The organism is Butyrivibrio sp. FC2001 (genome assembly GCF_000424125.1).
Lineage (GTDB): Bacteria > Bacillota > Clostridia > Lachnospirales > Lachnospiraceae > Butyrivibrio.
Window position 1 is genome coordinate 166,011 of record NZ_AUJH01000003.1, and the last position, 16,129, is coordinate 182,139.

The following is a 16,129-nucleotide window of genomic DNA, read 5'->3' on the forward strand; positions in this document are numbered from 1 at the left end:
TATCGAATATATAAATCAAAAAGGGACTGTCAGTGACAGTCCCTTTTTTAAACGGCTAAATGCAGAAGCTGTGTTGCGATTGTAAAGTATGCCAAAAGAGAAATTGCATCAACAATGGTTGTGATCATAGGCGATGCCATTACTGCAGGGTCAAAGCCTAGCTTGTCTGCACACATAGGCAGTAGACATCCGATACTCTTTGCGATAATAACAACAAGTACAAGTGTCAGGCATACAACAGCAGCCACCTGAATTTCAAGCTTGTCGATAATTAGCAGTTTGACAAAGTTAGCTACTGAAAGAGTAACACCGCAAAGTACGGCTACTCGCACTTCCTTCCACCAAACCTTAAACAAATCTGCAAATTCTATCTCGCCAAGTGATAAGCTACGAATAATTGAAACGCTTGCCTGTGAACCGGCATTACCACCAGTGTCCATAAGCATTGGAATATAGGCCGTCAACACAACATAAGCTGATAGCGCATCGGAGAACTTGGTAATTATTGCTCCGGTAAAGGTCGCACTTATCATCAAAAACAACAGCCAGGGCATTCTGTTTTTATACACATCCAAAATTCCGATACGTGAATACGGCTTATCGGAAGGGATGATAGCTGCCATTTTCTCGATATCCTCGGTAGCCTCTTCTTCAATGATGTCGACAACATCATCGATGGTGATGATACCGATCATGCGATTCTCGTTATCAACCACAGGCATCACGGTGAAGTCGTATTTCTTGAACATGTTAGCAGCTTCTTCCTGGTCAGTCATAGTATTGATACTAATGACGTGGGTATTCATGATGTCTCCGATTTTCTCATCGCCATTCTTGATAAGCAAATAACGAAGGGCTACGGTTCCAACCAGGATTCTCTGATTTGTAACAACATAACAGGTATTTACAGTCTCAGAATCAAGGCCCATTTTCCTTATTCTGGCTATAGCCTGCTCAACTGTCATGTATTCCTTGAGGTCTATATACTCCACGGTCATGATAGAACCGGCAGAGTCCTCAGGGTATCTAAGCAAATGATTTATATCAGCCCTTGTATCAGGCCTTGCATTCGCAAGAATTTTCTTTACTATACTTGCAGGCATCTCCTCCAAAAGGTCAGTAGCATCATCGGCCATCAGGTTATCGATGATGTTCCCTGCTTCTTTATCGGATAGAGATTGAATAATGTACTGCTGATCCTCAATTTCGAGGTTGGCAAATACATCCGCAGCCATGTCCTTAGGCAGGATGCGGAACATTTTTAATGAATCTTCATTTTCCATGTCGTCCATGATCGCAGCGATATCCGCAGTATTCATCTCGGCAAATGTCTGACGAAGCTTGGTATACTGCTTGCTCTCAAGGAGTTCACGGATTACGTCAATGATTGTATTTTCTTCCATGGAAATCTCCTTTCGGTGTGGTTTTCTATTAAGTTTGTACTTCGAGGCAGAGGATTATCGCTACTTGCATGTTTAATCTTCTTCATAAAACCACCACCTTTCTTTTGGAGATTTCCCGATATGCGGGATTTATATATAATGAATGTTCCGGAAGCCAGTCAAAAACGTATATTGCTTTTAGAAACTTTTGGAACACACTATAGTTTATCACATTTTGAAGCAAAATGGCACGATAAAAAATAGCTCCTTTAATTGGATGTGAGAACTATGTCAAAAATAGCCCTGCATTTTGCAGGGCTATTTTTGTATCAGATGTAGATAATGAGAGTAATCTACAAATGTTTTAAAATACTTTTATTTCTTTTGCGGGAGCTTTGGCAAAAGGTCCCGGTATAGCAGCGGGATTTCTGTGTGCTCCGAAGTAATCCGCATCAAATGTTATAGGACTTTCATCGGGATTTTCGAAGTATTGTTCTGGCTCAAAGGCTTTTCCGAGAGCTTCAGTTGTAAGGATATTGCAGGTAAAGTCGCCGAGCTTGTCAAAGACATCAGTTTTTACATACCAGCTGCCCTTCTTCTCAGATACGGTAACGGATACCTTGGACTTCTTATCAACAAGCTTGTTCTTTTCCTTCTTATAAACAGTTGCTCCGTCGAAGTAAGCGTTTCCGTCAATCCATACAGGAAGGTGGCCAAAGTGAGCTTTTGCCAGGCCGCCCATGTCAGGGTGCTTGGTGAAGTCAAACTGATCTGCCCACTCTTCGTAGGTGGGGAAGATATCAAAGGGTGCGGTTCCTACAACCTGGTAGTCAGCATCCTGAGCTGTCTTCTTTTTGTCAGTTACCTTGTACTGCTGAACGAAAATGTTGTTGTATACTCTGTCATCGCCGTGAAGGATAGTCATAAAGCCTGCAACCTCTGTGCGGTGACGGATGTGATAAGGAGTATATCTGGGCTCTCTCTGATCATTTACAATGCTGTCTACACCGGAGTTGATAAGGCTGAAGCTTCCAAGTACCAGGTTGTGGATAACAGCGATACCCTCGCTGGGGATAGTGATTGATACAGGTGAGAGCAGAAGGTTGTTATCGATAAGGGTAGGTCCGTGACCAACCTCGATAAATACATCAGTATCAAACATTGCTCCGGGAGCCTGGTCGATGCCATCAGGTCTGCAGTTGTCATGCATGAGGTTCTGAGAGATTCTGGCACCCTGTGCCTGCCAGTCGAGCCATACACCCATGATGCAGTTGTGGATGTGGTTTCTTCTGATGGTTACGTCGATAGCAGCGTGAAGCTTGATTCCTGCAGTCTCTGCGCCGCCAAGCTGCTGTGAGTTACATACATGATGAATGTGGCAATCCTCGATTGTTGAGAATACACCGCCCATACGACCTACGATACCGGTCTGCTCGCAGTGGTGAATGTGGCAGCGTCTGATGATGTGATGACCGATGTTCTCCTTGAGCCATCCATGATACTGACCGCGGCAAACTGCATCGCGCTCCATCTGTGTAGGGCTCTTTACATGGTTCTTGGTAAAGTACATGTCGTTTTCGGGATCGTAATATTTTCCGAGAGAGATACCACAGCATCTGCTGTTACTGATCTCGCAGTCCTCGATGATCCAGCCCTTACTCCAGTGAGGTCCGATCATACCATCCTGGTATGCAGCAGGCGGAGCCCAGGTTGTAGCTGCCTTGTTAATGGCAAAGCCGCTTACGGTTATATAATTTATGCCGTTCTCATCGGGCATAAAGCAGTTTCTTCTAACGCTGATCTCAACCTTTTCCTTGTTGGGATCAAGCTTCTGGAAGTTAGCGTAGATAACGGTCTCATCGCCGTCCTGCTCTGTGTACCACAGATACTTTGCTTCGTCAGGATGCCATGCGAAGGGATCCGGCTCGCCCTTCTTGCATTCTGCAAGGGAGTCGGTCTCATACATCATGAGATCATTGATGAAAACAGAACCTGTGTGACGGATCTTTGGTGAGAAATACCAGTCACCATATACGCGTTCAATATAAGGATTAAAGTCGCCGAAAATGGCGTTGTTGATGCGGGCACTGTATATGCCGCCCTTTTCCTTTTTCCAGTCTGTGATGAGCTCAGCACCGGTTATAACAGCGCCTAAAGGCTCCTCAGAACGATATGTAATTCTTGCGTTTTCTTCTCCGGCATTCTGCGGAACAACGCGCTCGCGATAGATTCCGGGCTTTACGATTACTTCATCTCCGGCTTTGGCAATTTTTGCTGCTTCATTAATCTGCCTGAAAGGTGCTTTTTCGCTTCCATCGCCCCCGCGAAAAGCATTGGCATCTACATAGTAAATCATACATTTCCTCCCAATAAATATGTAAAAACAAATGATGGATTGTATAAAATATGATTTATCGTACGATTTAGAAATGGCTATGTCAATAATTTGCATAAAAGTTTAGCTGTGATAGCAATAATTATATGCAATATGACAATAAATGAATAGCCGTAGGTAATGTGAAAGTCTAGTATTAATGTGAATCAAATTTGTTTATCTTGTCTGAGAGATAAACTGGGGAGGTGCAATTTGACAAAGAAAAAAGCGTATTCATTTCAACTTTTCCTGTTAGTGCTTCCGTTTATAGTGTTGGTATTGCTTTTCTGCTATTACCCGCTATACGGATGGTTGTATGCATTCTATGATTACAAGCCGCCTAAGACACTGGCGCAGAGTGCATTTGTCGGATTTAAGTGGTTTTCATCACTGATCAGCACAGATGTTAAGGTAAAACAGCTCATCCAGGTACTTAAAAATACATTTGCGATGAGTGGACTTACTCTTGGAACGAGCTGGCTTCCTATGTTGTTCGCAGTATTTCTCAATGAGATCAGAGGCGTTAAGTTCAGAAAGTTTGTACAGACTGTAACAACACTTCCTAACTTCGTCAGCTGGGTTATGGTTTACTCAATAGCGTTCTCACTGTTTAACAGTACAGGTATGATGAACTCACTCCTTATGAAGATGGGAGTTATCAGTCAGCCGATTCTTTTCCTTCAGTCATCATCACATGTATGGTTCACACAGTGGCTGTGGCTTACATGGAAGAACCTCGGATGGGCAGCAATCATGTACATAGCTGCAATTTCCAGTATTGATGATGAGCTCATTCAGGCAGCTAAGGTAGACGGCGCAACAAGAATGCAGGTTATATGGCATATCACAATTCCCAGCCTTCTTCCTACATACTTCGTTCTTCTGGTATTAAATGTTGCTAACTTCCTTAATAACGGAATGGAGCAGTACTACGTATTCCAGAACGCATTTAACAAAGACTACATTCAGGTTCTTGACCTTTATGTTTACAACATGGCTATGGGTAGTGGCGGTTACTCAGTTTCAGTAGCGATCAGTATGCTGAAGAGTCTTGTCAGTCTCGTACTTTTATTCATAGTTAACAGAGCCTCCAAGTCCATCCGTGGCGAGAGCATTCTTTAATAGGAGGTGAATACTATGGCTATAACACATACAATGACAAATTCGGTGAAATCAATGAAGGATTCAAATAATACAAAGACAAACCAAAAGTCCAAGATACGAATGAGTGCAGGAGATCGCGCAGTAGAAGTTATATGCTATATCATTTTTGCAATAGCAGCGTTCCTGTGCCTGTATCCTTTCTATTACATAGTTATAAACACAATAAGTGCGAATGATATCAGTGCGAGAGGTGACATCCTTTTTGTTCCTCAGCAGATTCATTTCCACAACTACATATCAGCATTCAGAATCGAGGGACTTCCTCAGGCATTCAAGATCTCTCTTATGAGAACAGTTCTTGGTACAGGCCTTACAGTTTTCGCATCAGCATTCCTTGGCTTCATGTTCACTCAGGAAAAGATGTGGATGAGAAAGTTCTGGTACAGAGTAGTTGTTGCAACAATGTATTTCAACGCTGGTATCATTCCGTGGTACCTGGTTATGAAGACAATGCATCTGACCAACAACTTCTGGGGATACATACTTCCCGCAATAGTATCACCCTTCAACCTGATACTTACAAAGACCTTCGTTGAGTCAGTTCCGAAGGAGCTTCAGGAAGCAGCAGAGATGGATGGCGCCGGAGTACTTACAGTATTCTTCAGAGTCATCATTCCTGTAATCAAGCCCATCATGGCAACAGTTGCTATTTTCTCAGCTGTAAGCCAGTGGAACGCTTTCCAGGATACACTGCTCCTCATGACAGATACAAAGCTCTATCCGTTGCAGTTCGTGCTTTACCAGTACCTGAATCAGGCAAGCTCACTTGCATCACTGGCACAGAGTACTTCAAGTACAGCATCCCTTGCAGCAGCTGCAGCAACAGCACAGACTACCACAAGTGTACGTATGACAATAACGGTTATCGTCGTACTTCCTATCATGCTTGTGTACCCGATCTTCCAGAAATACTTTGTAAAGGGAATTATGATTGGAGCTGTTAAGGGCTGACATTGAGGACTTGATGAGGTTATTTCGAATCTAGTCCGAAAGTCGTTCTGGCGAGGGCTTTAGCCCGAGAGCAGAACTTCCTTAGCGAGAGCGGAACTTCCTTAGCGAGAGTGGAACTTCTTTAGCGAGAGCGGAACTTCCTTAGCGAGAGCGGAACTTCCTTAGCGAGAGCGGAACTTCCTTAGCGAGAGCAGAACTACCTTAGCGAGAGCGGAACTTCCTTATGAAGCTGGAATTATTACCGTTAATTTACCCTATTCATAGGGTTTATAAAAAAGGAGGAATGAAAAATGAAACTTAAAAAACTTTCATCTCTGGCACTTACAGCAATGCTTACTGTAAGTATGCTTGCCGGATGTGGCGGTAGCACAGGTGCTGACCAGGCCGCAGGCGGTACTGACACAAAGACAGAGACCACAGAAGGTGGGGAAGCTACTGAGAGTGGCGACAGCGCAGAAGCACCTGCAGCTAGCCACGATGAGACCTACACAGTAGATTTCTACAACGTAGCAGCTAACTTCCAGGGTATTCAGCCCGGCTGGTACGGCAAGATCGTTAAGGACAAGTTCAACATGGACCTTAACATCATCGCACCTCAGGTATCCGGTGATGGCGCAGCTCTTTATCAGACAAGATGCGCAGCTGGTGCACTTGGTGATCTTATCATCCTTGATAACGCTGATGCACAGGAGTGCGTAGAGTCAGGACTTATCCATGATCTTACAGATGTTATCGAGAAGTATCCTAACCTTGCTAAATACATGGAGCAGATCAAGAAGTTCAACGAGCAGATGGGTGATGGCTCCAAGATTTATGCTATTCCGCTTGAAATGAACAACAATGGTCCTACAGACTACAAGCAGCTTCACGTTTATTCTTATCCTCGTATGGGATGGGATATGTACAACGAAGCAGGTGCTCCCGAGCTTAAGAACCTTGATGACCTTCTTGCATGCTTAAAGAGCATTCAGGATGCACATCCTTCAAACGAGAATGGCGATCCCGCTTATGCAATCTCACTTTGGAAGGATTGGGATTCACAGTACATGGAGAACGTAGCTCAGCTTACAAAGTGGTATGGCCAGGAAGTTAACGGCTCCGTACTTATCGGCACAGACAACAGCGTAGCTCCTATCACAGATAAGGATGGCGCTTACTACAAGATGCTTAAGTTCTTCTATCAGGCAAACCAGATGGGTCTTGTTGATCCCGACTCTGCAACTCAGGACTGGAATGCAATCGTTTCTAAGATGCAGGAAAAGAGAGTATATCTCTACTGGTACAGCTGGCAGTATGGTTTCTGGAACAGTCCTGCAAAGGGTGAAGAGGGAACAAACTATGTTGAGATCCCTGTAGCTGACACAAACCTTTACCAGCCATCTGACACCTACTATGGAGATGGTCGTGTTCTTTGTGTAGGTTCTCAGGTTTCTGACGAGAACTTCAACAGACTTATGGAGTTCCTTGACTGGTACGCTTCACCCGAGGGTGTTCAGATCCAGCATGCAGGTACAGAAGGTCTTACATACACAGTTGAAAATGGCAAGTACAAACTTACAGAAGATGGTCTTAACAGATTCTCAGCAGAAGTAATCGTTCCCGAGGAACTCGGTGGCGGTAACTGGAATGATGGTAACAACCAGATCAACCAGTGGATCGTAGCTTCATGCGACATTAACCCTGAGACAGGTGAGCCTTATGCTTCAGATATGTGGTCAACATCAATCGAGATGAACCAGACAAAGACAACCAAGGAGTGGTCAGAGAAGTTTGGTGCAGCAGACGACGTTGAGTACCTCAAGAAGAACAACATGATGACAGTTGTTCCTTCAATCAACATCGCTCTTGCAATCGATACTACAGACATCAGCCTTATCCGTAAGCAGTGCGGCGACGTTATCAAGGATTCTTCTTGGAGAATGGTATTCGCTAAGGATGATGCAGATTTCGATGCACAGTGGGATGAGATGGTATCACAGCTCGATGGTCTTGGATTCCAGGATCTTGTAGCATTTGATACAGAGAAGTATCAGCCTATGCTTGATGCAAGAAAAGCAGCTCAGTAAATCATATTTACCTTAATAAAAAACATATAAAGTTCACCCTGATGGTATTTAATACTGTCAGGGTGAATTTTTTCATATAGAAAATGAAAAGCTTGTGATATATTAAATATGCTGCGCGTTATTTAGTTATATGCGAATATTCGCAAGAGGAATGGAAATGATATTACTTGAGCAGATGTTTGTCCTGTTTGTCCTTATGCTGGTGGGAATAATATGCAGGAAAACCGGAATGATGAATGATAAGGTAAGTAAGGGAATGTCCGGAATAGTTGTCAATATTGCAAGCCCGGCCTTCATCATATCCGCAGGATTAAACAATGACGAGATAGTTTCAAACAGGCAGCTCCTTACATGCCTTTTGACATCTGTTTTCATATATATGGGACTTATTCTGATAGCGATCTTTCTGCCCCGCATTATCAAGGCAAAGAAAAGCCATTACGGTACCTACAGAGTAATGACGATCTTTTCCAATATAGGCTTTATGGGATTCCCTATAGTATCAGCTACCTATGGAAGTCTTGGACTTTTATACGCAGCGTTCTTCCAGTTTCCCTTTAACCTGCTTATTTATACCTATGGTATCCGTGCCATGCAATATGGAACAGAGGAGGAATCCGAGGGCGGCTTATCATGGAAGCTTGTCATAAATGCCGGAGTAATTGCGGTTTTCGTTTCTGTGGTATGTTACCTGACTCATATTCATGTGCCCGGACCTGTTGAAAGTGTCATAACGGGACTTAGCGGCCTTACAGTTCCCATGAGTATGATGGTAATCGGATATGCTCTTGGCGGAATGAAACTTAAGGACCTGTTTTCAGATTACAGACTGATGCTGTTCTCGGTCATAAAGCTTATAGTTATTCCTATAATCGGTGTATTTATCCTCAAGATATTCATCAGAGACACAACTCTCCTTGGAGTGTGCTTTATTATGATAGCAACACCGGTAGCAAGTATGACTGCTATGCTGGCGCAGTATTACGGCGGTGATGAGGAGACTGCATCCCGCGGAGTTGCGCTGACTACGCTTCTTTCCGTAATAACAATTCCGCTTGTTGGTGCAATTTGTCTTAGGTGGTAGAGTTTAAATTTTATAATTTCTTTATGCATTCTTGCCATCTGCTTCATTGAGTGCCCCTTTTCGCGGTGATAGAATTAATCTGTAAAACTGTGGTTTTATGTATTTTTGTTGCGTTTAAAAATGCACGAGCATTTATTTTCTTAACCGTAGTATTTATGAGGGGATTTGATGAAAAAAATGAAGAGGTGGCAGACCTACGCCCTGATGGCTGTCTGCATTCTCATCAATCTCATAGGTAGAAAGGCAGCAGCCACATTACAGCTTCCCTTCTGGCTGGATGCAATAGGTACTCTTATTGCGGCTATTCAGCTTGGTCCGGTATACGGAGCTGTTTGTGGTGCTGCGCTTAATATTCTTTTAGGTATAGGAAGTTCTAATCAATTGGCTAATTTTTCCTATATCATAGTTTCTGTCGGCATTGGTGTTTCTGTGGGAATGTTCTACCCTAAAGCCGGTTCCCATAACATGTTCAAAGTTCTATCCACTGCAGTTTTTGCTGGATTTATAGCAGTTATTTTGTCCACGCCTCTCAATATATTCTTCTATGACGGAAGAACAGGTAATGTTTGGGGAGACGGTCTTATAGCTATGCTATCCAGGGATATTAATGTTCCGGTTGTCTGCACATTTTTGGGAGAAGCCTTTGTCGATATTCCGGATAAGGCTTTAAGCGTAATTGTAGCTACAAAGCTTATTCACGCATATCATTTTTTGACAAACAGAAGGAAAAAGGGCTTTAGGAAAAAAGCCATGCTATGGATACTTGTACCTCTGGCATTTATGGCTGTTCCCTTTGATACAAAGGCCAGGGACATGGCTTCTGAGTACGCTATTATCCAATATGATACGGATGATGGTGTTGCTTCCATGGAAATAAATGCCATAGCCCAGACCAAGGATGGATATATATGGGTCGGAACCTATGCCGGTCTATACAGATTCGATGGATATAGCTTTGAGACCGTCAATATTGATGACAAGATAAGCAATGTAATGACGCTTTTCGTAGATAGAAGAGGGAATCTTTGGATCGGTACCAATGACAGTGGAATAGCCTGTTATAATCCTAAAAATAATGATATTGCCTTCTATACTGCAGAGGATGGTCTTCCTTCCGATTCAATAAGAGCAATCTGTGATGATAAGCTTGGCAATATATATGTGGGAACAGCTACGAAGTTCTGCATTATCACAAGGGATAAGAAAATTAAAAACTTCCCTGAGGATGAGATATATGGAGTAAGATCCCTGTCCTGTAATGTGAATAATGAAGTTGCAGGAGTCACAAATTCAGGAACCCTTTTCTTTATCAAGAATCTTGAATGTGTAAACAAAACTGTTCTTGACGATGAGCACTTCGTATATTGCGCAGTAGCGGCCACAAATCATGAAGAATTTCTTGTGGGAACAAGCTCAAATTACGCGATATATACAACTATCAAGGACAATAATATTGTTATTGGAAAGAAGCTTTATATAGAAAAAGGAGAGTATTTTAATAAGCTCATCTTTTCAGAGCAGAATAATGGATTCTTCTGCGCCCTTGAGAGCGGAAACGGATTCCTTACAAGAGAAGGTAAGTACACAGATATGTCCACAGCGGACTTTAATAGTGCTGTGAGCGATATCATAGTAGATTATCAGGGGAATATATGGTTTGTTTCCAATAAACAGGGCATAATCCGATATACCTGGAATCCTTTTATGGATGTATTTGCCAGAGCGAAGGTGCCGAATGATGTTGTAAACGCAACCATGATCAAGGATGGCCTTTTGTATGTTGGAACAAACAGCGGACTCTACACTATTGATCTGAAAACCTACTATTCTGTGCCAATAGATTATCCTACATATCTAAAAAATGTCAGAATAAGAGATCTGATGGAGGACTCCAAGGGAAATGTATGGGTAAGTACCTATGGAAAGAGCGGGCTTATCGAGCTTAAAGCAGATGGATCATTGGAGAGCTTTAACATCAGGAATAATAATACAGAGGGTGGAAGATTCCGTTCGACACTGGAGTTGTCAGACGGTACTATTGTTGCTGCAAGCAGCACGGGTATCAGCTTTATTAAAAATGGAGAAGTGACCGGTACCATCGGAGAGAAGGAAGGACTTACAACCCAGGTCCTTAGTATGATCGAATACAAAAAGGGAGTAATTGTAGCAGGTACCGACGGTGATGGCCTTATAGTAATTAAGGATGGGAAAATTGAAAAGAAATTTGGCAAAGATGAAGGCCTGGATTCACTGGTTATCCTGAAGGTAATTCCCTGTGGTGGCGAGGATTGCATTTATGTAACAAGTAATGCTCTCTATAGATTTGATGGAAACGAGGCAACAAGGCTCACAAATTTCCCATATAACAATAACTATGATGTATTTTTTACTAATGATGGGAAGGCGTGGGTTAGCTCCAGTGCCGGAATATATATTGTAGATAAGGAAGACCTCATAAATAATACAGACGACTATAGCTATTCACTGCTTAATAAGGCGAGAGGACTGGATACATCTCTTACAGCCAATTCAAAAAATGCTTACGACGGAACATATCTGTATCTTAGCTGTATAGATGGTGTAAGGAGAATCTCGGTAGGCGAGGATAACTTCGTTGACAGGGATTACTCGATCAGGATAAGTAAGCTCGTTGCAAATAATGAGATCATTATGCCAAACAATAAGGGAGAATATATAATTCCTGCGACATCAGGACGTATTACCTTTAATATCGCTTCCCTTAATTTCACACTTTCAAATCCTATGATGCACATTTTCCTGGAGGGCTCCGGAGATGACGGCATATACTGCCATCAGAGGGAGATGCAGGCGCTTAGCTACATTAACCTTCCTTATGGCGATTATACCCTGAGAGTGCAGGTCTATGACTCTGCCGGAAGGAATATCGTTAGAGAAGAGAAATTCCATGTAATGAAGGAATCGCAGATATTTGAGAGACCATATTTCAAGATATATCTTTTTACGGTCTGTGCCCTGTTTATTCTGTTTATAGGCTGGTTTGTCGGCAATATCAGAACTGGTATCACGAATATTGAGAGATGGCAGAAGGAAGCCAAGATCGATCCCATGACGAAGTTCTGGAACAAGGGCTTCACAGAGCAGTTTTTACCTGAAGTATGTGAGCAAAATGAAGGCATACTGATGATGATCGACCTTGATAATTTCAAGCTGGTTAACGATGTTTTTGGACATGATATGGGCGATAAGGTGCTTATCAAATTTGCAGAGCTGATAAGAGCCTGTCTTCGTGATGACGATTTTGTTGGCCGTGTTGGTGGTGATGAATTCCTGGCATTCATTCTTGGAACTTCATCGGAAAAGGCTGTGGCGGAAAAAGAGAAATTCCTTAACGAGCAGATACTTATCGCCGGTAAGGAGCTCATGGGTAAGGAGATGAACATTCCTCTTGGTGTGTCCATCGGAGCTGTGGCGACAGCGGAAGAAGGCGGAGACTATAACGAGCTTTTCAGAAAAGCGGATAAGGCTCTGTACAACGTAAAGCAGAACGGAAAGCATGGTTACTTCATGTACAGAACGACCGGATATGTCACCGGTGATGAGGTAGAGGCTAACGGTATTGCAGGAATCAAGATGATACTTGAGGAGCGTGGAGGCGTCCATAAGGGAGCCTACATGGTCGATTTTGATAAGCTTCAGATGATCTACAGACTCTTTGCGAGAATAGCAAAGAGAACCATCGTTAATATCTGGATTGTTCAGTTTGTTTTGAGAAAGGATGATGGCGGAGAAGTAGAGAAGTCTGTCATGGATGCTTTCCTGGATCTCTTGGGAGCTAATCTTAGAAGCAACGATGTAGTGGCACTAAACGGCAAGAATCAGGCGATACTGATCCTTACTGATGTGGCAGAGGGCGAAGAAAATGTGCCGATAGACAGAATAATAGCTCAGTGGAATGCCATTGAAGGCCACGAAGGTTATACACTAACGTATGAGACGGATGGAATGTGATGATATTAGTAAACACACCAATACAAGGTGTCGTTGTCGAATACCAGCTGCTCTGATGCATCAAAAGAGCTCCAGTCCTTCCCCTTGAAGTGCTTTTTGTAAATAGCTTTGTCCATCTGGACTTTCTGATATTCCCTGCCATCTGACACATAGGTGAGCAGGGAATACGCTACCAGAGGAAGAGTTCTTTCGTTAATCTGTCCGCAGGTATAGTAGATTCCTTCGTTTACAAGAAAAGTGTTTTTATCTGTGGCCCAGGCAACCTTGGTAATTGTGTTGCCGGTCTCTCTTTCATAGTTCAAAATTTCAGAATATACGCTTCTTGCATCGGATAAGTCGATTTCATTGCTCTTGTAGTGGTTCTGGGCAATCTTGTATATAGATATTATCTGAATGTAAAGAAAAGCGCAGAGCACAAGAATCATGGGTAGCATGGTTCTTTTTCTTTTGGAGCCGACGATAACGGAAGCCATTAGTATTACTGCAAGAGCGGCGTAAAGACCGCCGAGAAGACGCGGTGTTTCTGAACCTCTTGGAAGAATCATGGCTGTTCCGAATACAGCAATTATGATAAGAAAAAGGCTAAGTGACTTTTTGAGATTAGCTGATGAAATGACAAAAACCAGAACTGCAAATATGAGTATGATAAGCAGGAAATATGCGGGAGGCAGCAGCCTGTAGCCGCTCTGGAAAAAGAGCAGCATACCATGAATGATGTTTTTAATCTCACCGCGGATTCCAAGGAAATTAACCGCCTTTGGAGTGTCGCCAAGAAGTGCGGCAAAAAAGCTGCCGGATACGGTTGTCAGAAATGAAATTCCTGCTCCGAATATTATGAAAAGAATGCCCTCTGCCACAAGCTTTAATGAAACGATCATGTCATCTTCAAAATACAGATAGCCAATGATGCAGATAACAGCGATCATAACGGGAGCCTGATAAAAAAGCGCAGATATCAGAAGGGTAAGGAGTCCTTCAATGAGTTTTTTTCTTGATACAAGGTAAGCACCTATGGCTGAAAATAAGTATGCCAGAGAAAAGCCCGGGAAACATTCGGGAAACATAAAGCTCTCGCAGAATAAGCCGTTGATAAAAATAAGGGAAGTGGATAAAACAAGAGGAATGAGCTCCTCAAAGAATTCCCTGAACATACGCTGATATACGGAAAGCGCAAGGGCAGTATTTACTATGAACATGATGTAGAAAATGTGGTAATGCTCTACTGCGTTGATACCAAGCTCATAAAGTCCCATGCTGAATAAATACGCAAAATATCTTCCGTAAGTAATCCAGGTCTCGATGTTGATAAGGGGGATTGCATGCTGAGAAATGGTGTCAGCACCAAAGCCCTCACGGTAAAATACACCGTAAGAGATCACAAGTAAAAAGATATTTATAAAAAACAGTTTTATAAAGGTTGCGTGTTTATCAGTTTTTAAGCCCATAAAAATGAGACCTCACTTAGGTTGTTAGTATCAGGACTTACGTCCGAATTTCGAGCAAAGAGTGATGGCTGCATAGGGAATAAGGCTGTATGCATACATGTAGACATACTGACTCTTTGTCTCAGAAATAAGATGGAATATGAAACCGCCCAAAAAGAGAAGCAGGTAGAAAAGCTCGGAGTCATCCCCGCTCTTTTTAGTAAGGTTCATAAAACACCATGCTGCTGCAAGCAGATATATACTAATCATAACAAGATTCATGTATTTCTCAAATACCATCGCTACATGGCCACCAGTAAACAGACTGTGAAGAAGCTTGTCCGTAACGACCTGATCGGAATCCTCCAGAGGACCTGACCACAGTGACTGAAACAGCGGATCGTTCCAGGTTGAGTGGATCTTATCTATGAAAAATTTCCTTGCAGCGGCTGAATTGTTTTTCCAGTGCTCTGCAAGATTTTTCATATCTTCGAAGGCAACCTTTTTTGATGCCTCTATATCATAGTTATTAAGCTCAAAGGTGTCGTAATTGTAGCCGTTATACCAGCCTCCAAGTCTGCCCTTGCCCATTTCCTCCGGCTGAAGGCCCATGGTGACATTAAGGACATAGGGAGCTCCGCCGTCAAAGTCTACGCCGCTGATATTTCTCCACATCTGAAGGAATGCCTTGTTAGGAGCGATGGATAGAACAATGACGATCACAAGGATTACAAGCTTTCCCTTTGAAAAGCGCTTTAGCAGATCCATGAAAATGATAATGGCACAGGCCACTGCTGCAATCAGGTAATTGGGCTTAAATATAACTGCAATTCCAAGACTCAGTCCGCAGAAAATAAAGCTTAAGGGTGAGTGGTTTTTGATGTGCTTTATAAGAAAATAGTAGCCCAGACATAGGAAGAAATGACCGGGAATAGTTCCGTAGGTAAACAGGATATAGAACAGCATCGGAACAAAGCCGAATGACAGGGCGATGCTGTAGTTAATAACCAGCTTGTTCTTACTTAAAAGCTCTGTGATCCTCCACTGAAGGAAATTGATGCCGAGAATCAGGATGAGATTAGCTATGAAGAGAATACGGGTACTGTTCCAGATGGATAAAAGTCCCATCTCAAAGGTTACCATGCCCAGCTGATAGGGGAAAAAGCGGAGATAATAGCCCCCAGTCAGTCCCTCATAGTCAGCATCAAGGAACTTTTTAGCATATTTGTAGATCATGTAGGGATCGCTTCTTATTGTATCCGGAACTCTGAAGGTCAGGTACAAACCAGCAATAATGTAAATAAGTGAGCAGATTAAAAAGAGCTTACCCGGTGTGACCTTTTTAAGTAAGTCTCTGAACTTCCAGAGGGCGAAGAAAAATACGGGAATGAGAATAAAGAAGACCATGCCGTTTTTATAAAAGACCATTCGCTCCTGACTGCTGCTGTCCAGATGTCCGTAAATGAATATGCTGGAGACTGCAAGTATTAAGAGGAGTGAGAGTCCCAGTATGGTTATGGATTTATAGCAAAATGAATGGAAGCTTTTCATTTAAACATTCCTTTTTATCAGCATTTTTGAAAGCGGAATCGCTTTACCTACCAATATATCATATTGTTTTAAGATTTTATAACAAAGTGGCAGTAATTGTGCTAAAATGATTTCTGATGTTTAGAAGTAACAATCAGAGTTAC

General features: G+C 42.6%; 9 protein-coding genes. 5 read left to right on the forward strand and 4 right to left on the reverse strand.

Features of this window, described 5'->3' with window-relative positions; translation table 11 throughout:
- Positions 1–47: 47 nt before the first annotated feature.
- Complete coding sequence (mgtE, locus tag G601_RS0100730) at positions 48–1,403, reverse strand: magnesium transporter (RefSeq protein ID WP_026664156.1); 1,356 nt, start codon at positions 1,401–1,403, stop codon at positions 48–50.
- Between the two features lie 343 nt (positions 1,404–1,746).
- Positions 1,747–3,738: a right-handed parallel beta-helix repeat-containing protein gene (locus G601_RS0100740; RefSeq protein ID WP_026664157.1), complete on the reverse strand. Its 1,992-nt coding sequence runs from the start codon at positions 3,736–3,738 to the stop codon at positions 1,747–1,749.
- 231 nt (positions 3,739–3,969) lie between these two features.
- Here G601_RS0100740 and G601_RS0100745 point away from each other — a divergent pair, with 231 nt between their 5' ends.
- The 5 genes from G601_RS0100745 to G601_RS0100765 all read left to right on the forward strand — a co-directional run bounded on the left by G601_RS0100745 (position 3,970) and on the right by G601_RS0100765 (position 13,011).
- Positions 3,970–4,878, forward strand: coding sequence for an ABC transporter permease subunit (locus tag G601_RS0100745; protein ID WP_035790137.1), 909 nt, complete (start codon positions 3,970–3,972; stop codon positions 4,876–4,878).
- A 102-nt stretch (positions 4,879–4,980) separates the two neighbouring features.
- Positions 4,981–5,871 (forward strand): carbohydrate ABC transporter permease, encoded by an 891-nt coding sequence (locus G601_RS0100750; RefSeq protein WP_242830078.1) that lies wholly within the window; start codon positions 4,981–4,983, stop codon positions 5,869–5,871.
- 290 nt (positions 5,872–6,161) lie between these two features.
- A complete protein-coding gene (locus tag G601_RS0100755; protein ID WP_026664159.1) occupies positions 6,162–7,937 on the forward strand; it encodes a sugar ABC transporter substrate-binding protein in 1,776 nt (591 codons plus the stop codon).
- A gap of 157 nt (positions 7,938–8,094) precedes the next feature.
- Positions 8,095–9,021, forward strand: a complete 927-nt coding sequence (locus tag G601_RS0100760; RefSeq protein ID WP_026664160.1) for an AEC family transporter — start codon at positions 8,095–8,097, stop codon at positions 9,019–9,021.
- Positions 9,022–9,189: 168 nt separating this feature from the next.
- On the forward strand, positions 9,190–13,011 hold the full coding sequence (locus G601_RS0100765; protein WP_026664161.1) for a diguanylate cyclase: 3,822 nt from the start codon (positions 9,190–9,192) through the stop codon (positions 13,009–13,011).
- A 5-nt stretch (positions 13,012–13,016) separates the two neighbouring features.
- Here the strand turns inward: G601_RS0100765 and G601_RS0100770 are convergent, their stop codons facing one another.
- Both G601_RS0100770 and G601_RS0100775 read right to left on the reverse strand, forming a co-directional pair.
- Complete coding sequence (locus G601_RS0100770; protein ID WP_026493020.1) at positions 13,017–14,456, reverse strand: glucosyltransferase domain-containing protein; 1,440 nt, start codon at positions 14,454–14,456, stop codon at positions 13,017–13,019.
- A 30-nt stretch (positions 14,457–14,486) separates the two neighbouring features.
- On the reverse strand, positions 14,487–15,986 hold the full coding sequence (locus tag G601_RS0100775) for a glycosyltransferase family 39 protein (RefSeq protein WP_026664162.1): 1,500 nt from the start codon (positions 15,984–15,986) through the stop codon (positions 14,487–14,489).
- Positions 15,987–16,129 lie beyond the last annotated feature (143 nt).